Genomic DNA, 17,873 nt, shown 5'->3' with positions numbered 1-17,873 from the left:
GTCGATGACCAACCCGCTCGATCGCGGTGAGCATATTTGCCATGATAGGCGCGGGATGGCGGGCCGGCGCGCCCGGGGTGGCCGATTGGCGCCGGCTGCCGGTCACGCCTTGCCGTGCCCCTGCGATCCGGGGCCGGACGAGAATTCGCGCACGCCGTCGCGGTTGATGCCGAAACCAAGACCCGGCGCGTCGGGCAGCGTCAGCGTACCGTCGCGCTCGGCCGGCAGGCCGGTAAACAGGTTCCGGCAGATCTCCACCGCGACGACGTGCCACTCGACGGAGCCGCCGTTCGCGAGCCCGCCATGCAGGTGCATGTTGTGGAACGGGAACGTGCCGCCGTTGTCGATCGGCACGCCGAACGCCTGCGCGAGCGCAGCCGCGCGCGCCGCAACCGAAAAGCCGCCGCACACGCACACGTTGGGCTGAAGAATGTCGACGGACTCGTTCACGAGGAAATCCCTGAACCGGAACAGCTGCCCCTCGCTCTGCCCGGTCGCGACCGGAATGCCGCCGCGCTTTCTGAGGTCGGCGAGCTTGGCCGGATCGTTGTCGGCAATCGGTTCCTCGAAGAAGCCGATATCGCAGTCGGCCACGCGCTCGGCAAGCCGCAGCGCGTGATAGTGATCGAGCCCGCAATTCGCGTCGATATAGATCTCCGCGGCGTCGCCCACCGCGTCGCGAACGGCGCGCACGCGCGCCACATCGTCGGCGACTACCTGGTCGAGCGGTCGCCCCTCGTTGCGGCGCGCAAGCGCGTGATAACCGACGATCATCTTGATGCGGCGGTGCCCGGCGCCGACCAGCGCGCGCGCGGCATGCACCAGTTCCGCGCGCTCGACCGACGCGAAGCCGAAGGTCGTGTAGAGCGGCACCACCGGACGCGCGCCGCCGAGCATTTTCCATACCGGCATGCCGACGATCTTGCCGATCGCATCCCACACCGCGATGTCGATCGCGGAGATCACGTGCCCCGCGTAGCCGGTCTGCCCGCGCGGGCACAGCAGCCAGTAGAGCTTGTCGAGGATCCGCTCGCGCTCGACGACGTTCATCCCGACCAGGTTCGGCGCGGCCACGTGATCGATCGCGGCGGCCACGACGGCTTCGTCGGTAATCGCGGTAAAGCCGTGGCCGACCACGCCCTGCGACGTCTCGATCTCGACGATCACGCCCGACAGCTTGCCCGACAGCCGGACGCCGGCGATCTCCGCGTCGCCGCGCGCGAACACCGGCGTCGCGGTTATTTTCTCGATGGTGTGCTGCATGTCTTCTCCGTTTTGTTGTGATGGGTACGACAGGATTTCGTCAGGCCGCGTTCGCGCGCGGCGTCACCGGCTCTGCGTGCGACGCAGCACGAACGTGACGCCGATGCCGGTCAGCAGCCCCCAGAATGCGCCGCCGATGCCGAGGAACGCGTGGCCGGCGATCGTCACGAGGAAGGTCAGGATCGCCGCTTCGCGGGCATCCTTGTCGGTGAGCGCATTGAGCAGCGCGCCGCCGAGCGCGTTCATCAGCGCGAGGCCCGCGACGGCTTCGATGATGATCGGCGGCGCGACCGCGATGAACAGCGTCGCGGCGCTCGCCGCGAGCCCGTACACGATGTACGCGGCACCGCAGACGATGCCCGCCCAGTAGCGACGCGATTCGTCGGGGCCGGCCTCCTCGCCCGCGCACAGCGCGGCGGTGATCGCAGCCAGCCCGATCGGCGGTGCGCCGAACGGTGCCGCCAGCAGGCTGCACAGGCCCGTGGCGGCGAACAGTCGCGACGCTTCCGGCCGGTAGCCGTTCACGTTGAGCACCGCGACGCCCGGGATGTTCTGCGACGCCATCGTCACGATGAACAGCGGCACGGCGACGCTCATCATCGTCGACACCGAAAACACCGGCGCGACGAGCGCGAGATGCGGCAGCATGCCGGCCGCGCCGGCGCCGCCCGTCTTCGCGACGAACGCGATCGCGACCAGCGTCGCGACCGCCGCGCACGGCACGGCAAGTATCTTGCGAATCCGCATCATGACGACCCAGACGAGCAGGATCGGCGCGACGATCAGCGGATACTGCGCGAGCGCATGCACCGGCGCGACGCAGAGGTTCAGGATGATCCCCGCGAGCATCGCATTCGCGATCGGCAACGGAATCCGCGAGATCGCGCGACCGAGCGGCTTCCACAATCCGGCCAGCGTGAGCAGCACGCCCGTCAGCACGAGCGCGCCGACCGCGGCCGGATAACCGCCCTTCACCGCCCCCAGGCCGAGCAGCAGCGCGGCGCCGGGCGTCGACCACGCGACGCTGACGGGCATCTTCGTCCGATAGCTGAGGACGATGCCCGCCAGTCCCATCACGATCGACACGGCCATCAGGCCCGATGCGGCCTGCGCGCGCGTCGCGCCGACATTCGTCAGCGCATTCACGATCAGCGTGAACGTCGACGCGAAGCCGACGAACGACGCCAGCGCGCCTGCACCGGCCGCGCGCGCCGAGAAGCCGCGTTCGGTTTTCAATTCCGCGATACTGCTCATCAGTCCTCCGGACGATTTCGATATGGATGCGACCGCGTCATGACGCGCGGTGCGTCGGCTCGCCGCATTCCTGGTTCAGCGTTCCCGCGTGATACGCGGCGAGGAACGCGTCGAAGTTGCCGATCTGCGTGCGCTCCAGATCGGCCTGGCGGTTCAGCGAGTCGAGCGCCGTTGCGTCGAACCGCGCCTGCACGTCGGCCGGCAGCGGCCGCGCGCGGAAATCCCTGGTGTGCGCGAGCGTCTGCCGCATCCCGAACGCGAAGCACGCGCCGCGCGGGTCGTCGCGAAGCGTGTGCAGCACGTCGAGCACGCGCGCCGACGGCGTCTCCCGCGGATCGTCGAGCTTCGCGTATTGCGCGTCGAGCGCCGCGGTGGTGCGCGTGTCGCCGCGCTGCAGATCCAGCACGCCGGCCGCCTCGTTGATGCGCGCGAGCAATTCGTGCCCCCACGTGCGCAGCGCGATGCGTTCGCCGCCGCGCTGCAGTTCGAGCCCCGGGCGCCGCCCTTCCCGCGCAACCGCCGCGAAGTTGCGCCGGCAGGTGTCCTGTTCGGTGCCCGCGAAGCACGGGCTGTCGTCGAGCGCGCAGAACAGCAGGAACGCGTCGACGAAGCGCAGCGTCGTCTCGGACACGCCTTGCGGCGCGAACGGATCGATATCGAGGCAGCGCACCTCGACGTACTCGACACCGCGGCCGCGCAACGCATCGAGCGGCCGCTCGCCGCTGCGCACCGTGCGCTTCGGGCGAATCGCCGAATAGAACTCGTTCTCCATCTGCAGCAGGTGCGTGCTGAGCTGCAGCCACTCGCCGTCGCGCTTCGCGCCGATCGCCTGGTACTCGGGGCACGGCTGCGCGACTGCGCGCGCGAGCCCTTCCAGGTAGGCCGGCAAGGTATCGAGGCACGGCGCGAACGCACCCTGCACACGATTCTGGTAGCCGAGGTCGCTCATGCGCAGGCTCGTCGCGTCCGGCAAGTACAGCGTCTGCTCATCGAACACGTCGAGCCCGTGCCGGTCGCCCGCGACGAAGCCCGCACACAGCGCCGGCGACGCGCCGAACAGGTACAGCAGCAGCCAGCCGTAGCGATGGAAGTTGCGGATCAGCGCGAGATAACCGGCCGAGCGTGCGTCGCGGCCGGCCGGCTCGTGCGCATCGCGCAGCAGCGGCCAGACCGCATCGGCAAGCGAATAGTTGTAGTGGATCCCGGCGATGCACTGCATCGCCTTGCCGTAGCGGAACGCCAGCCCGCGCCGGTACACATGCTTCAGGATGCCGAGGTTCGACGTGCCGTACCACGCGATCGGAATGCGGCGATCGTCGTCGAGCGGGCACGGCATCGACTGGCTCCACAGCAGCTCGTCGCCGATTGCCTGGCACGCGAAGCGGTGAAGCTCGTCGAGCCGCTCGATCACGTCGGCCGCATCGTGCTGCGGCGGGGTCACGAACTCGAGCAGCGGCTCCGCATAGTCGGTCGTGATCGACGGATGCGTGAGCGCCGCGCCGAGCGCGCGCGGATGCTGCGTCAGCGCGAGCCGGCCGGCGGCATCGACGCGCAGCGTCTCGCGCTCGACGCCGCACAGCCCGTGACCGAGCAGCGGCAGGTGCGCCGCGTCGCTCAGCACGCCGAGCCGGCGGCGATAAGGCGTCGTCATCCAGGTATGCCTGGGTAGCAGGGATTGGGGGTCGTGGGTCATCGCGGTCTCCCGGAGTCGAATCGGACGAGGCGGCGCTCAGTCGAGCGGGCTCTTCGGCCGCGGCAGGCCGATGTTTTCCCGCAGCGTCGCGCCTTCGTAGCGCGTGCGGAACAGCCCGCGCCGCTGCAACTCCGGCACCACCATCGTCACGAAGTCGTCGTAGCCGTCGGGCACCGTGTAGAACACGACGATGAAGCCGTCGCATGCTTCCGTCATCAGCCACTCTTCCATCTGGTCGGCAATCTCGGACGCGGTGCCGACCATCTCACCGGTGCCGGATTCGGCTGCGCGCTTCGCAAGCTCGCGCACCGTCAGCCCCTCGCGACGTGCAAGCGCCGCCCATTCGCGCTGGTTGCCCTGCCCCTGCTCGGTATGCGGCAACTCCGGCAGCGGCTTGTCGGGATCGAACTTCGAGCAATCGACGCCAAGCCGGATCGACAGGTTGGGAATGTTGCTGTCGACGTGCACGAGATCGTCCATGTAGCGCTTCTTCGCCAGCGCTTCGGCGCGCGTGCGCCCGACATACACCTGATTGGCGGGCAGGATCTTCACGTGGTCGGGATTGCGCCCGGCCGCGACCGCACGCGACTTCACGTCGCGATAGAACGCGCGGCCCGTCTCGATGCTGCGTGCGTTGCCGAACACGAGGTCGGCCGATCGTGCGGCCATGTCGCGTGCCTCCTCGGACGCGCCGGCGAGCGCGATCACCGGCCAGCCCTGAACCGGCCGCGCGATGTTGAGCGGCCCCTTCACCGAGAAGAACTTGCCCTTGTGATTCAGCGGCCGGATCTTGTCGAGGTCGGAGAACACTCCGGTTTCCTTGTCCATCACGAGCGCATGATCGGACCAGCCGTCCCACAACCCCGTCACGACGTCGAAGAACTCCTCCGCGCGCTCGTAGCGCTCCGCGTGCCGCAGCGCGGTCTCCAGCCCGAAATTGAGCGCGGCCTCCGGGTTGACGGTCGTGACGATGTTCCAGCCCGCGCGTCCGCCGCTCAGATGGTCGAGCGACGCGAAACGGCGCGCGAGCAGGTACGGGTCCTCGTAGCTCGTCGTGCCGGTCGCGATCAGGCCGATGCGGTCGGTGCACGCGGCGATCGCCGACAGCATCACGAGCGGGTCGTACGACGTAATCGTGCCGCTGCGCTTGAGCGCGTTCGGCGGCATCGGCATCACCGCGAGGTGATCGGCGGTGAAGACCGCGTCGAAACAGGCGTGCTCGAGCTTCTGCGCGAGCGACCGGATGACCGGCCAGTTGAAGTTCGCCAGCGTCGGCGCGCTCGGATGCCGCCACCACGCCGTGTGCAGGCAGATCGGTCGCATGAATCCACCCAGGCAGAGTTGCTTCGTCATACGGGGTTCCTCGTCATTGGAATAGGCGCAATGCGTGCTGGCCGCGTGTGTCGGTCCCGTCAGCACGCATCGTTGAAGCGGGCGAAGCCGGCCTCGAGATCGCCGATCAGGTCGTCGGCGTTCTCGAGGCCGATGTGAAAGCGCACGCACGGACCGCCCGGATCCCAGTGCGACGCGGTACGGTAGGCGGTGCAGTCGAACGGCATCGCCAGGCTTTCGTAGCCGCCCCACGAATAACCGAGCCCGAAATACGCGAGCCCCTCGAGCAGCGCCGCGACGGCCTGCGCGGGCGCCGGCCGCAGCACCACGGAGAACAGCCCCGTCGCGCCGCCGAAGTCGCGCGCCCACAGCGCATGCCCGGGATCGTCCTCGAGCGCCGGATAACAGACGCGCCGCACCTCCGGACGCGCGGCAAGCCAGTGCGCGACGTGCAGCGCGTTCGCCTGGTGCTGGCGAATCCGCACGCCGAGCGTGCGCAGTCCGCGCAGCGCGAGAAACGCATCGTCCGAACCGATGCACTGCCCCGTGTCGCGCTGGTACTGCTCGAGCGCCGGCAGCATGTGCGCCGACGCCGACACCATGCCGATCATCACGTCGGCATGACCGGCGAGATACTTGGTGCCGGCCTGGATCACGAGATCGGCGCCGTGCGCGAACGCGTCGAAAAACAGCGGCGTCGCCCACGTGTTGTCGACCAGCACGACGAGCCCCCGGTCGTGCGCGAGCGCGGCGAGCGCCGGTACGTCGCACATTTCCATGCTCTGCGACGCCGGCGCCTCCAGATACAGCGCGCGCGTGTTCGGCCGAATCAGCGCGGCGAGCGCGTCGACCGACGCGCACGGATCGAAGTACGTCGTCTCGACGCCCGCGCGCCGCAATACGCCGTCGCACAGCTGCCGGGCGGGCCGGTAGACCGCGTCCGTCATCAGCAAGTGGTCGCCCGCCGCCAGGCACGACGACAACGCGGTCGTGATGGCCGCGAGCCCCGACGGGCACAGCACGACGCCGGCACCGTGATCGAGCGCGCGCATCGCGTCCTGCAGCGCAGCCGTCGTCGGCGTGCCGCGCCGGCCGTAGACGTAAGGCTGTGTATAGCCGAGCAGGTCGGCGACGCTCGGCGCCAGCACCGTCGAGCCGCGATACACGGGCGGATTGACGAAGCCGTGATGCGCGGCCGGCGCGCGGCCGCTCGTGACGAGCACGGTGTCGGCCTGCGCGCCGGTGGCCGGACGGTTCGGGGCGGGCCGCACGATCAGCCCTTCACGACGCGCACGGCACCGCGTGCGGCGCTGGTGGTCATCGCCGCGTACGCGCGCAGTGCGCCCGACACGCGGCGCTGCCGTTTCTCGGGTTGCCACGCGCGCGCACCACGCTCCTCCATCGCGGCGCGGCGGCGATGCAGTTCTTCGTCGTCGACCACGACACGGATCGAGCGGTTCGGGATATCGATCTCGATCACGTCGCCGTTTTCGATCAGGCCGATTTCGCCGCCTTCGGCCGCCTCCGGCGACACGTGCCCGATCGAGAGCCCCGACGAGCCGCCCGAGAAGCGGCCGTCGGTGATCAACGCGCACTGCTTCGCGAGCCCCTTCGATTTCAGGTAGCTGGTCGGATAGAGCATCTCCTGCATCCCCGGCCCGCCGCGCGGCCCCTCGTAGCGGACGATCACGACGTCGCCCGGCCCGACCGCGCCGCCGAGAATGCCCTCGACCGCCTCTTCCTGCCCCTCGAACACGCGTGCGGTGCCGGAAAAGCGCAGCATCCCGCCATCGACGCCGGCGGTCTTCACGATGCAGCCGTCGCGCGCGATGTTGCCGAACAGCACCGCGAGCCCGCCATCGCGCGAGAACGCGTGCTCGGCATCGCGAATGCAACCTGTCTTGCGGTCGAGATCGAGTTCGTCGTAGCGGTTGTCCTGGCTGAACGCGACGTGCGAACGCACGCCGCCCGGCGCCGCGCGATAGAAGCGCGTGACCGAATCGACGCGGTTGCGCATCACGTCCCAGCGCGCGAGCGCATGCGCGACACTCGGTGCATGCACCGTCGGCAGCGTCGTATTCAGCAGCCCCGCACGGTCGAGTTCGCCCATGATCCCGATCACGCCGCCGGCACGATGCACGTCTTCCATGTGCACGTCCTGCACGGAGGGCGCCACCTTGCACAGCACCGGCACGCGGCGCGACAGCCGGTCGATGTCGGCCATGGTGAAGGACACTTCGCCCTCATGCGCGGCGGCCAGCAGGTGCAACACCGTGTTCGTCGAGCCGCCCATCGCGATGTCGAGCGTCATCGCGTTCTCGAACGCGTCGCGCGTCGCGATCGAGCGCGGCAGCACGCTCACGTCGTCCTGCTCGTAATAGCGGCGCGCGAGGTCGACGATCACCCGCCCTGCCTCGACGAACAGCCGCTTGCGGTCGGCATGCGTCGCGAGCACCGAACCGTTGCCCGGCAATGCCAGCCCGAGCGCTTCGGCCAGGCAGTTCATCGAGTTCGCGGTGAACATGCCCGAACACGAGCCGCAGGTCGGGCACGCGACGTTCTCGACCGCGCGCACCTCGTCGTCCGACACCTGTGCATCGGCGGCCACCACCATCGCGTCGATCAGGTCAAACGCGCGCCGCTTGCCGCGAAATGTCAGCTTGCCGGACTCCATCGGGCCGCCCGATACGAAGATCACCGGAATGTTCAGGCGCATCGCGGCCATCAGCATCCCCGGCGTGATCTTGTCGCAGTTCGAGATGCACACCATCGCGTCCGCGCAGTGCGCGTTCACCATGTATTCGACGCTGTCGGCGATCAGCTCGCGCGACGGCAGGCTGTACAGCATGCCGTCGTGCCCCATCGCGATACCGTCGTCGATCGCGATCGTGTTGAATTCCTTCGCGACCGCGCCGGCCGCTTCGATCTCGCGCGCGACCAGCTGGCCGAGATCCTTCAGGTGCACGTGCCCGGGCACGAACTGGGTGAACGAGTTGACGACCGCGATGATCGGTTTGTCGAAATCGGCATCGGTCATCCCGGTGGCGCGCCACAGGCTGCGCGCGCCCGCCATGTTGCGGCCGTGGGTGGAAGTACGTGAACGATAGGTAGGCATCCTGATCCTCGATGGAATCTGTTCGAAAAGGTCGGTGGCCGCCAAGCGGCCCGCCGTCAGTGCGGCCGGCCGGCCGCACCCCAGTTGTTGTCGTTCTTTGCCAGCGTCGGCAGCACGAACGACAGGATCTTTCTCCGGTCGAGATCGGACGACACGCTGAGCTTGTATTCGAGCGCGGTCAGCTTGATCACGATGGACCTGAGCGCCTGGGTCAGGCGTTCGTAGCCCCCTTCGAAATAGAGCGTTTCGCCACGCTGCGCGATCACGCCGTGACGAGACAGGTAATGGAACAGCGCGACCGACGATCGCGCGTCGTAGTTGTCGAGCGGCGGCGCCTGCAGCGGATAGCGGATCAGACGCTCGGCCAGGATGTACTGGATCGACGCGCGCAGCACGCGGTCGTCCGAGCGCAGCCGGAACAGCGCAAGGATCGACAGGATGTCGACGCGCAGTTCCTCCGCACCGGCACCGTTGCGCGTGCTCTTCGCGTCGAGATGCTCCGGGATCGGCAGGAAGCCGGTGCGGTGGTGGTATTCGTGCAGATGGACCCAGATCGCGCTGGCTTGCGTCAGCAGTTCGTCGCCGGCCGCGAGCAGGTCCGGAAACGCGGTGGGCGACCAGCTCGCCTCGATCGCCGGCCGCGTGTAGCGCTTGAACCGCTCGACGAACTTGTCGATGAAGTAGTACGCCTTGTGATACGCGCGCAGGTCGGCGTCGATGAAGTTCTCGCCGAATACCGCGACCGCGAGCGGGTTGCGGAAGCCGTCCGTGCACATGCGGATCTGCACCGGCAGCGCGTTGCCGTCCGGCGCGATCGCGAGCACGCTCGGCGGAATCGGCACGGGCGCGATCGTGGCCGCTTCGAGGAACGCATCGGCGTTGTACGGCACGTCGAAGAACCCGAGGATGAAGCTCTGGTCCACCGAATACGTGAGGTCCAGCAGGCGCCCCGATGCGAGGCAGCGGTTTTCCAGCGTCACGAGCAACGCGCGCACGTGCGGGTTGTCGGCATAGTCGCCGAGATGCGCACGCGCGCATTGCGCGATCCGCGCGACATCGGTTCGAAAGCCGCCGGCGAGGATCTCGCTGCGGCAGCGGTTGGTGGCTTGTACGATTTCGCGTTTCATGTCGGTCGTCCTGTCGGCGCGCGTCGTTACACGGCGCGGAATTCACGCTGCAGATAAACGAGCGCGTCGTCGTCGGGCGCCGCGCAGTGCAGCGCCACCACTTCGCCGACGAGCAGCTCATGCGTCGCCGCGCTCATCGACGCGACGAGCCGGCAGTCGAGCGCGATGCGCGCGCTCGCCAGCACCGGTGCGCGCGTCGCGAGCTCGCCCCACTCGCCCACCGTGAAGCGCGCGGTGCGATCGTGTGACGTGCGGCCCGCGAATACGTCGGCAAGGAACCGGTCGGCCGCGCCCAGCGTGTTCACGCAGAACACTTCGTTCGCGATCAGCCGCTGCGCCGACACGCTGTCGCGATTGACCGACACGAGCACCGTCGGCGGCGCATCGGACACCGACAGCACGGCGGTCGCCGTCATGCCGCAGCGCCCTGCCGGTCCATCGCTCGTGAGCACGTGAACGGCCGACGCCACGCGGCACATCGCGTCGCGAAACTGCTGCGGCGATGCGCCGATCGACTGGTCGGGGAACAGCGCGGGTTCGTTGTGGATCATGTCCTGTCTCCGGGATGCGTTGAGGGGAATGCCGGGCATCGCGCTACCGGTTCACCAGCGCCTTCGGCAACGACAGCGCGAGCAGCCCGCCCAGCGCCATGCAGCCGGCCATCATGTAGAGGCCCGCATCGTTCGACGCGGTGACCTGCTTGAACAGCCCCATCAGGTAAGGACCGAGGAACCCCGCGAGATTGCCGATCGAATTGATCATCGCGATCCCGGCGGCCGCCGCCGTTCCGCCGAGGAACGCGGTCGGCAGGCTCCAGAACAGCGGAATCGCGGTGAGGATGCCCATCGTCGCGAGCGTCAGCGCCGCGATCGCGAGCCCGGTCTGATGTGCCCAGCCGACCGCGAGCACGAGCCCGACGGTGCCCATCGCGGCCGGCACCGCGAGGTGCCAGCGGCGCTCGCGGTACCGGTCCGAGCTGCGCGCGATCGCGATCATCGCGAGCACCGCCAGCGCGTACGGCACCGTCGACAGCAGACCGATCGTCAGCGGGTCGGCCACGCCCGTCGCACGGATCAGCGTCGGCAGCCAGAACCCGACGCCATACAGGCCGATCACGAACGAGAAATAGATCGCGCACATCAGCCACACGCGCGGATTGGCCAGCACCGCGCCCAGCGACAGGTGCGACTTGACTGCCTCCTCCGCGTTCACGTTGCGCTCGAGCAGCGCGCGTTCGTCGTCGCTCAGCCACTTCGCCTGCGCGATCCGGTCGTCGAGCAGCGTGTACACGAGCGCGCCCGCGGCGATCGACGGCAGCCCTTCGAGCAGATACAGCCACTGCCAGCCGTGCCAGCCGTTGAGCCCGTCGAACGCCTTCAGGATGTAGCCGGAGATCGGCCCGCCGACGACACCCGACAGCGCGACGGCCGTCATGAACACGGTCGTCATCCGTCCGCGCCGGTGGGCCGGATACCAGTAGGTCAGGTACAGGATCACGCCCGGGAAGAACCCGGCCTCGGCGGCACCGAGCAGGAAGCGCATCGCGTAGAACGCCGTCGGCGTCGTGACGAACATCGTCAGCGCGGAGACCGCGCCCCACGTCACCATGATCCGCGCGATCCAGACCCGCGCGCCGATACGATGGAGAATCAGGTTGCTCGGCACCTCGAAGATGAAGTAGCCGAAGAAGAAGATGCCCGCGCCCAGCCCGTAGGCCGCGTCGGACAGCCCGAGGTCGCCGGCCATCTGCAGCTTCGCGAAACCGACGTTGACGCGGTCGAGATAGGACACCAGGTAACAGAACAGCAGCAGCGGCATCAGCCGCCACGCGACCTTGCGATAGGCGGCTTCCTCCGACACCCGCAATGCGGGCGATGCAATCGATACAAGCGTCTCCATGGTTTTTCCCTTCTTTCGAGCGGTTATTCTTTGTTTCGCACTGCTTCAGGATGACTTCCTTCCGCAATGACACCCGTCATCCGGCGCGCACGGTCGGGGGCCGCCCGCCTTCGGTCGGCTCGTTCGTGTGCGCGGGATGCCGCGGACCGCACGCATGCGTGCGACGTCCGCCCGGCGTTTCGTCGAATCCGGTTCGTGGTCCGCGGATCAGGCGCGCATCGGTTTTGCGCGGGCCGATCGCGGCGTTGCCGTGCGTCCCGGGGCTCGTTGTACGTCGTTGTGCCCGGGAACCGCATCGCCGGCATGGCGGAAAGCGCGCATCGCGCGCGGGTAGTCGAAAGCGTTCTTCATGTTCAGCCTTTTGCTCACATGCCCGCTTTGGGCTTCTTTACAACGTTCGCCGACGTTCAAAGTCGCGAACGCACCGCTGGACCGAACGCTCTTGTGGAGCATTCGATACCTTGTTCTCGTCCGGCCGCGCGCGGCGCGCCGTCACTGCATTTCGGGCGGGCGATCGCGCAGCCCACTGATGTACGCAACCGTGCGGTCCCGATACGACGTCGACACGCCCGCATCCGCCAGCCCGCGCACCAGCAGTTCGCGATAGCGCGCGCTCGGCGCCGCGTCGCAATCGAGCGTGACGGCGCCGCGATACGTCAGTGCGCGTACCCGTCGCCCGTCCGGCGCCGACACGTCGACCACGCAGCGCACGTAGCGGCCGAGATGCACACCTTCGCGACGCTCCAGCGCGTCGAGCATGCGCATCGGCAACCGGTACAGCGCGCCCTCGACGATCGCGCCGGCGGCCGGCTCGATGTTCGCGCAGCAGACCGGCTCGTTGAGCGACGCGTAGTTGAACGCGAGGCGATGGCCGTCGAGCCGCGCCGCGCCCGTGAAATACGCGGCCGCCTCGCACCCGAGCGAGGCCGACAGGCTCGCGAGATTCATGCACGAGCCATAGGCGAAATACGTGAAGTGCTCGCCGCGCAGCAGGTCGTCCGTCGTCATCGTGTCGCGTTCCGGATCCAGGCGTTCGGGTTGGCGCGAGCACCCATCAGCACGACGCGCCCGCCGCGCGCGACGCACCGAGTACGTAGTGGTCGTAGATCGCCGCGACCGACGCGATCGAGTCGAGCACGAAGTCGCCGATCGGAATCTCGATCCTGAGCGTCTGCTCGATGAACAGCACGAAATGCACGAGCGACAGCGAATCGAGCACGCTGGCGTCGAGCAGGTTCGTCTGCGCCGTCACGCGCGCCGATGCGCCCGGGTCGATACCGGCAAGAAACGTCTTCACGCTGTCGATCAATTCGTCGAGACTCATCATCCGCATCACGATCACGCTCCAGTAACACTCGTTCATCCCCGCCCGCGCGCGTCGTGCACGCGGGTGACTGCTTCATCGAACCGCAGAGTCCTTCACATCGTCTTGCGCTTTTGACTTTCGAACGGGCGTCGTGCACCATGCGACGCGTCGACACGACAACCCGGTCGGCTTCTCCGTCAAAAATAAATAGGAGACTTAATCAATATGACAACTCATACGCTGTTCTACTGCCCCGGCCACCTGTCATTTGCACCGCACGTCATCCTGCGCGAGCTCGGCGAGCCGTTCGAACTCGCACTCGTCTCGATCAAGGACGGTGCGACGCACAGCCCCGAATTCCGGCGGCTCAACCCGAAAGGCAAGGTGCCCGTGCTGCACACCGGCGACGACGTGCTGACCGAGTCGTCCGCGATCCTGCTCTACCTCGGCATGCGCTTTCCCGAGGCACGACTGCTGCCCGACACCGCGATGGGTGTCGCGCGCGCCGTCGAATGGATGAACTGGCTCGCGTCAGTGCTGCCCGGGACGGTCGCGCTCAATTTCCATCCGTCGCGCTTCAGCGACGACGCGGCCGCGCACGACGGCATCCGTGCGAAAGGACGCGCCGGCATCCTCGCCGCGTACGCGCAGATCGACGAGCGGCTCGCCGCGCGCGACTGGGCGCTCGGCGAACACTACTCGATCGTCGATCCGATGCTGCTGATCTTCTTCAAATGGGGGAACATGCTGAAGCTCGACATGCGCGGGTTCGCGCACTGGGCCGCGCACACGGAGCGCATGCTCCGCCGCCCTGCCGTCGCGACCGCGTTGTCGGTCGAACAGATTTCGGTCTGGGCGTAGCGACGAAGCCGGATCGGGTGTGTGCCCGATCCGGAATGTCGCCCGCGTCCGTCGCGTCTCCTTCATCTTCTCAGGTCCTTTTCGCCGCTTTTCTTTCTGTGTTGCCCCGGTCTCGCGCGGACACGCATGTTGCGTCCGGCGGGCCGTCAACGTCGCGCCTCCGGGAACAGGAGCCGCGACTGCAATCGTGAATGGCGTTCTCTTGCGTCGGGTCACTGCACCGTTCGGCATACTTTCCGTGATCGCGACGAATGTGTGAACAATGCAGCATCCGTTTGGGGGCGTCCAATCTATTTTTTATATTCCACTAAGTCGTAAAAAATATCAGACGACGATTGCCGCGATGGATCCGGATTGCCGACTCCGACGACACAATGGCCGGGGATGCGACGTGATTCGCGAGAGATGAAAGGCAGAAGAGGGAGAATCGCGGTCGCGACAAGGAACCATCGGACCGCGAACGGTTGCGGGCGCAGCCATATCGGCCGGGCTCGCGTGCCGGCTGGATGCGCGCCCGCACCCGGCCGGCCATTCCGGTTTCAATGGCCTTGTGCGGGCGTGAATACGCCGCGAAAACGCATCTTCCCCGACGCGAGGCGACCGTATGCTTCGGTGGCCTCGTCCAGCGCAAATGTTTCGACGATCGGTTTGACCTTGCCTTTGGCGGCGAGGTCCAGCACCTCGCTCAGATAGCGCAGACCGCCGTGGGTCGATCCGATGACCTGCTGGCGCATCATGTGGAACGGCTTGCTCTGCGACGCGATCGAGAACGGCTTGGTGAAATCGAGCCCGCAGAGGATCACCCGGCCGTCGACGCGCAAGCCGGCCATCGCTTCCTCTGCAGTACTGAACTCGTTGGTCGTGACCAGCAGCACGTCCGCGCCGCCCAGATCGCGCAGTTCCGCACCATTTGCCACGACGTGATCCGCGCCCAGCCGGGTCGCCAGGTCGCGCTTGTCCGCGGAATGCGTGATCGCGATGGTCTCGAAACCGCACGCCCGGGACAATTGGAGCGCCACGTGCCCCAAGCCGCCGATCCCGAGCACGGCGACCTTCTCGTGCGGCTGCGGTGCCGCATCACGCAGGCCGCTCCACGTCGTGTAGCCGGCGCACATCATCGGCGCGGCATCGACATAGGCCAGCCCGTCGGGCAACAGCACCGTCCCCTCGGCCGCGACTGCGATGTATTCCGCATGCCCGCCCTGCGATGCGAACCCGGTGGTCCGCGGCGCGTCGCAGTTCACGGCCGTCTGGCCGGACAGCGGACGATGCTCGCGACAGTACGCGCAGCGACCGCACGCGGACTGCACCCAGGTCGTGCCGATCCGGTCGCCCACCCTTCGCGCATGCACACCGGCCCCCACTTCGACCACTTCCCCGACCACCTCATGGCCGGGCGTCTGCGGGTAAATGTCGCCGCCGTAGCCCTGCGTCGCCCAGACGTCCGTGTAACACATGCCGGACGCGTGGACCTTCACCAGCACCTGCCCCGGTCCGGCTTGCGGAACCGGCACTTCCCAGACTTCCCAGGGCCGATTGGCGCCGGTCATCACGATCGCCTTCATCTTCATTGCCTGCTCCTTGTTCATCCGACCATAGTGTTCATCGCCCGGTCCGTCGGCACCTGTCGCCGCGATGTCGTTGCCACGGCGGCCGGTGCTTGCGATGACGAAGGCCCTAGTCTAGAAAAGGCGCATTATCATGACAATCTCGCCAATCTTTATGTCGCAATGAATTCAGCTCATCAATTGAAAAGCGGCGATCTGTTCTCGCTCAATGTGTTCCTTGCCGCGGCGACGCACCTCAGTTTTCGCGCGGCGTCGATCGAGCTCGACGTCACGCCGTCGGCAGTCAGTCATTCGATCAAGAGCCTCGAGCAGCGTCTGGGCGTTCGCCTGTTCAACCGCACGACGCGCAGCGTGTCGCTGACGGATGCCGGCGAACGACTCGTCGAAAAGCTCCGCCCGGCGATCTCTTCAGTTGCGGAGGCGATGCTCGCGGTCGATGGCCTGCGCGACACGCCCAGCGGCACCGTGCGCATCAACGCCAGCGAAGGCGCGATCCGTATGGTGCTGAAACCGGTGCTCGCGGGTTTTCTGCGCGACTACCCGCAGGTCCACCTCGACATCGTGACGGACGGGAAGCTCGGCGACATCGTGGCCGGCGGATTCGATGCGGGGATCCGGCTGGCCGAGGCCGTACCGCAAGACATGATCGCGGTGCGCGTGTCCGACCCGGTGCGCTTCGCCGTGGTTGCGTCGCCGGCCTATTTCGCCGCGCGCGGGCGCCCCGAGGTGCCGCAGGATCTGCACGAGCACGACTGCATCCGCTTTCGCTTCGACAGCGGCGCGATCTATCGCTGGGAGTTCGAGCGTCGCGGTATCGTCGAAACGGTGAATGTCGGCGGCCCGCTCACGCTGACCGATCAGCCGCTGATGGTCGAAGCCGCGATCGACGGCATCGGAGTCGCGTTCGTACCGGATCATCTCGTCCGCGATGCGCTGCGCGACGGACGTCTCGAACGCGTGTTGATCGACTGGTGTCCGGTCATGCCGGGGCTGTGTCTGTATTACCCCGGTCATCGGCACGTGTCGGGCGGGCTGCGTGCATTGATCGATACGTTGCGTAAGCCGTCTTCCGGTGCCGATCGAGGTTGATCGGCTGTATTGACGAACGCATGAGCGCGGCATGCATCGCTGCGTCGCGCGTCGAGAAGGATCATCACGTCCGATGAAACGCCGCAAAAACAAAAAACCCGCGAGCGCTCGATCCCTCGCGGGTTTTCGGACCTTCATGGAATCGCATGGAAGCGTTCGTGGTGCCGGGGACCGGACTTGCACATCGCCCGTCAGCAGAGAACGGCGAACGCGATCCTCCACCGCTCACTGCAACCGAATCTGATAAACGTCGTTGTTGCTTCCCTGCGTGTAGTACACGTACGTCCCGGACTGAATCAGTTGGTTTGGCACTGAATCGAGCAACTGGGTCACCACGCCCGTCGAGGCCTGCCAGCGATACACCTTGTTCGCCGCCAATTCTTGGTAAATCACATTTCCGGCTGCATTGCCGAGTAGTCGAGCAGTCATGTCTGTCGACAGCGTGTTGACCTTCCCGGTCGACACCGCCACCGCCCTTAGATCGAGGCGAGAGAAAGTCTGCTGTGTTTCCACCCAGGCGAGTACCCCTTCCGACAAAAGAAAATAAGCGCCCGCTCCAACCTCCCCATACGCCGAATCAGGTCCTCCACCAACCGCCTCCCAATAAATAAACTGAAGGTGCGGCGGCGAACCGGAGATACCGCTGAGCCAAGCGAGGGTCTGTCCATCCGTTTGAACGGATCCACCTGGGAACATTTGCCACAACGCTGTCGACGTCTGCGTCTGAGAAGACCACATGGATACTTGCTGAGGGAAAAAGGCCTCGGGCAACTGGACCCAGTAGTAGTAGTTCACGACCCCGTTCGAGACACTGAAACTGTTGACGACAGCACTCTCCCCAGGCGGAAGACGTGTGAACGTCTTTGTTGCCTGGTTATAAAGCGCCCCACCTACGATATAGTTGCTCCAGACCAGATACCCGTCATGCGCGGATGGCGTCAGGTCGTCAGTGTGGCCGGTTGTCCCCGCGAGTATCGACAGATTGGTCTTTACGCCGGCTGGGTCCCACTGGTAGATGCAGTGAAGCTGCTGTGGGCAGTCACTATCGACCGCGGACACATATGCGTAGCCACCGCTAAGCTGCCAGTTTCCGGCGTTCTGCAACGACGCAAAGCCATTCAGCACGACTTCCGTCTGATCGACGATATTCCGGATTCGCGCAGATCCGTCCGACGCAACATAGAGCAGACTGTTGCCGTCCGCCGCCAACATCTTCCCTCCGCTCCCAAGCGTGAGCAGAGGAGGAGGAGGCGAGCCACCGCCGCTACCTCCGCCTCCACTACCACCGCCTCCACCACCGGCACCGGCACCTCCTGAGCTGACGTCCCCTCCGCACGCCGCCAATGCCAGAACAATGGAAGCCACG

The 17,873-nt window shown here is 66.8% G+C and carries 16 protein-coding genes; 2 read left to right on the top strand and 14 right to left on the bottom strand.

The genetic code is table 11. The features are described from left to right. Positions 1-102 precede the first annotated feature (102 nt). The 12 genes from H3H55_RS06475 to H3H55_RS06420 all read right to left on the bottom strand — a co-directional run bounded on the left by H3H55_RS06475 (position 103) and on the right by H3H55_RS06420 (position 13,046). Positions 103-1,263 carry a mandelate racemase/muconate lactonizing enzyme family protein gene (locus H3H55_RS06475; RefSeq protein ID WP_193098047.1) on the bottom strand — a complete coding sequence of 387 codons (1,161 nt, stop codon included), beginning with the start codon at positions 1,261-1,263 and terminating at the stop codon, positions 103-105. A 63-nt stretch (positions 1,264-1,326) separates the two neighbouring features. Further along, positions 1,327-2,517 (bottom strand): benzoate/H(+) symporter BenE family transporter, encoded by a 1,191-nt coding sequence (locus H3H55_RS06470; protein ID WP_129514170.1) that lies wholly within the window; start codon positions 2,515-2,517, stop codon positions 1,327-1,329. A 37-nt stretch (positions 2,518-2,554) separates the two neighbouring features. Further along, positions 2,555-4,168 carry a glutamate--cysteine ligase gene (gene gshA / locus H3H55_RS06465; protein ID WP_193098046.1) on the bottom strand — a complete coding sequence of 538 codons (1,614 nt, stop codon included), beginning with the start codon at positions 4,166-4,168 and terminating at the stop codon, positions 2,555-2,557. Between the two features lie 78 nt (positions 4,169-4,246). Next, entirely contained in the window at positions 4,247-5,563 is a 1,317-nt protein-coding gene (locus H3H55_RS06460) for an LLM class flavin-dependent oxidoreductase (RefSeq protein ID WP_193098045.1), read from the bottom strand. 59 nt (positions 5,564-5,622) lie between these two features. After that, on the bottom strand, positions 5,623-6,813 hold the full coding sequence (gene metC, locus H3H55_RS06455; protein WP_193098044.1) for a cystathionine beta-lyase: 1,191 nt from the start codon (positions 6,811-6,813) through the stop codon (positions 5,623-5,625). A gap of 2 nt (positions 6,814-6,815) precedes the next feature. Then, positions 6,816-8,657: a dihydroxy-acid dehydratase gene (gene ilvD / locus H3H55_RS06450; protein WP_193098043.1), complete on the bottom strand. Its 1,842-nt coding sequence runs from the start codon at positions 8,655-8,657 to the stop codon at positions 6,816-6,818. A gap of 56 nt (positions 8,658-8,713) precedes the next feature. Next, on the bottom strand, positions 8,714-9,784 hold the full coding sequence (locus H3H55_RS06445; RefSeq protein ID WP_193098042.1) for a DUF6421 family protein: 1,071 nt from the start codon (positions 9,782-9,784) through the stop codon (positions 8,714-8,716). Positions 9,785-9,810: 26 nt separating this feature from the next. Continuing rightward, positions 9,811-10,335, bottom strand: a complete 525-nt coding sequence (locus tag H3H55_RS06440; RefSeq protein WP_193098041.1) for a flavin reductase — start codon at positions 10,333-10,335, stop codon at positions 9,811-9,813. Positions 10,336-10,378: 43 nt separating this feature from the next. Further along, the gene (locus H3H55_RS06435) at positions 10,379-11,683 is read right to left on the bottom strand and encodes an MFS transporter (RefSeq protein WP_193098040.1); all 1,305 of its coding nucleotides are present in this window, start codon (positions 11,681-11,683) and stop codon (positions 10,379-10,381) included. A gap of 207 nt (positions 11,684-11,890) precedes the next feature. Next, positions 11,891-12,136, bottom strand: a complete 246-nt coding sequence (locus H3H55_RS06430) for a hypothetical protein (RefSeq protein ID WP_129514164.1) — start codon at positions 12,134-12,136, stop codon at positions 11,891-11,893. 39 nt (positions 12,137-12,175) lie between these two features. Further along, positions 12,176-12,691, bottom strand: a complete 516-nt coding sequence (locus tag H3H55_RS06425) for a gamma-glutamylcyclotransferase family protein (RefSeq protein ID WP_193098039.1) — start codon at positions 12,689-12,691, stop codon at positions 12,176-12,178. Between the two features lie 46 nt (positions 12,692-12,737). After that, positions 12,738-13,046: an acyl carrier protein gene (locus H3H55_RS06420; protein WP_193098038.1), complete on the bottom strand. Its 309-nt coding sequence runs from the start codon at positions 13,044-13,046 to the stop codon at positions 12,738-12,740. Between the two features lie 168 nt (positions 13,047-13,214). Here H3H55_RS06420 and H3H55_RS06415 point away from each other — a divergent pair, with 168 nt between their 5' ends. Beyond that, positions 13,215-13,850 carry a glutathione S-transferase family protein gene (locus tag H3H55_RS06415; protein ID WP_193098037.1) on the top strand — a complete coding sequence of 212 codons (636 nt, stop codon included), beginning with the start codon at positions 13,215-13,217 and terminating at the stop codon, positions 13,848-13,850. Positions 13,851-14,389: 539 nt separating this feature from the next. Here H3H55_RS06415 and H3H55_RS06410 read toward each other — a convergent pair. After that, positions 14,390-15,421 (bottom strand): alcohol dehydrogenase catalytic domain-containing protein, encoded by a 1,032-nt coding sequence (locus H3H55_RS06410; RefSeq protein ID WP_226799957.1) that lies wholly within the window; start codon positions 15,419-15,421, stop codon positions 14,390-14,392. A gap of 159 nt (positions 15,422-15,580) precedes the next feature. Between H3H55_RS06410 and H3H55_RS06405 the strand changes: the two genes are divergently transcribed. After that, positions 15,581-16,507 (top strand): LysR family transcriptional regulator, encoded by a 927-nt coding sequence (locus tag H3H55_RS06405; protein ID WP_193099456.1) that lies wholly within the window; start codon positions 15,581-15,583, stop codon positions 16,505-16,507. Positions 16,508-16,732: 225 nt separating this feature from the next. Here H3H55_RS06405 and H3H55_RS06400 read toward each other — a convergent pair whose 3' ends face one another. Continuing rightward, on the bottom strand, positions 16,733-17,719 hold the full coding sequence (locus tag H3H55_RS06400) for a hypothetical protein (protein ID WP_193098036.1): 987 nt from the start codon (positions 17,717-17,719) through the stop codon (positions 16,733-16,735). Positions 17,720-17,873: the final 154 nt, after the last annotated feature.

Source organism: Burkholderia sp. Z1, assembly GCF_014893795.1.
Taxonomy (GTDB): Bacteria; Pseudomonadota; Gammaproteobacteria; order Burkholderiales; family Burkholderiaceae; genus Burkholderia; species Burkholderia theae.
Note: the sequence above shows the minus strand (reverse complement) of the source record. Positions and strands in the feature narration are given on the sequence as shown.

What these genes read in the sequence shown, in the direction of transcription:
- H3H55_RS06475 (WP_193098047.1), bottom strand. Translation starts at nt 1,263, where the DNA reads ATGCAGCACACCATCGAGAAAATAACCGCGACGCCGGTGTTCGCGCGC.
- H3H55_RS06470 (WP_129514170.1), bottom strand. Translation starts at nt 2,517, where the DNA reads ATGAGCAGTATCGCGGAATTGAAAACCGAACGCGGCTTCTCGGCGCGC.
- gshA (WP_193098046.1), bottom strand. Translation starts at nt 4,168, where the DNA reads ATGACGACGCCTTATCGCCGCCGGCTCGGCGTGCTGAGCGACGCGGCG.
- H3H55_RS06460 (WP_193098045.1), bottom strand. Translation starts at nt 5,563, where the DNA reads ATGACGAAGCAACTCTGCCTGGGTGGATTCATGCGACCGATCTGCCTG.
- ilvD (WP_193098043.1), bottom strand. Translation starts at nt 8,657, where the DNA reads ATGCCTACCTATCGTTCACGTACTTCCACCCACGGCCGCAACATGGCG.
- H3H55_RS06445 (WP_193098042.1), bottom strand. Translation starts at nt 9,784, where the DNA reads ATGAAACGCGAAATCGTACAAGCCACCAACCGCTGCCGCAGCGAGATC.
- H3H55_RS06440 (WP_193098041.1), bottom strand. Translation starts at nt 10,335, where the DNA reads ATGATCCACAACGAACCCGCGCTGTTCCCCGACCAGTCGATCGGCGCA.
- H3H55_RS06435 (WP_193098040.1), bottom strand. Translation starts at nt 11,683, where the DNA reads ATGGAGACGCTTGTATCGATTGCATCGCCCGCATTGCGGGTGTCGGAG.
- H3H55_RS06430 (WP_129514164.1), bottom strand. Translation starts at nt 12,136, where the DNA reads ATGCTCCACAAGAGCGTTCGGTCCAGCGGTGCGTTCGCGACTTTGAAC.
- H3H55_RS06425 (WP_193098039.1), bottom strand. Translation starts at nt 12,691, where the DNA reads ATGACGACGGACGACCTGCTGCGCGGCGAGCACTTCACGTATTTCGCC.
- H3H55_RS06420 (WP_193098038.1), bottom strand. Translation starts at nt 13,046, where the DNA reads ATGAACGAGTGTTACTGGAGCGTGATCGTGATGCGGATGATGAGTCTC.
- H3H55_RS06415 (WP_193098037.1), top strand. Translation starts at nt 13,215, where the DNA reads ATGACAACTCATACGCTGTTCTACTGCCCCGGCCACCTGTCATTTGCA.
- H3H55_RS06410 (WP_226799957.1), bottom strand. Translation starts at nt 15,421, where the DNA reads ATGAAGATGAAGGCGATCGTGATGACCGGCGCCAATCGGCCCTGGGAA.
- H3H55_RS06405 (WP_193099456.1), top strand. Translation starts at nt 15,581, where the DNA reads ATGAATTCAGCTCATCAATTGAAAAGCGGCGATCTGTTCTCGCTCAAT.
- H3H55_RS06400 (WP_193098036.1), bottom strand. Translation starts at nt 17,719, where the DNA reads ATGTTGGCGGCGGACGGCAACAGTCTGCTCTATGTTGCGTCGGACGGA.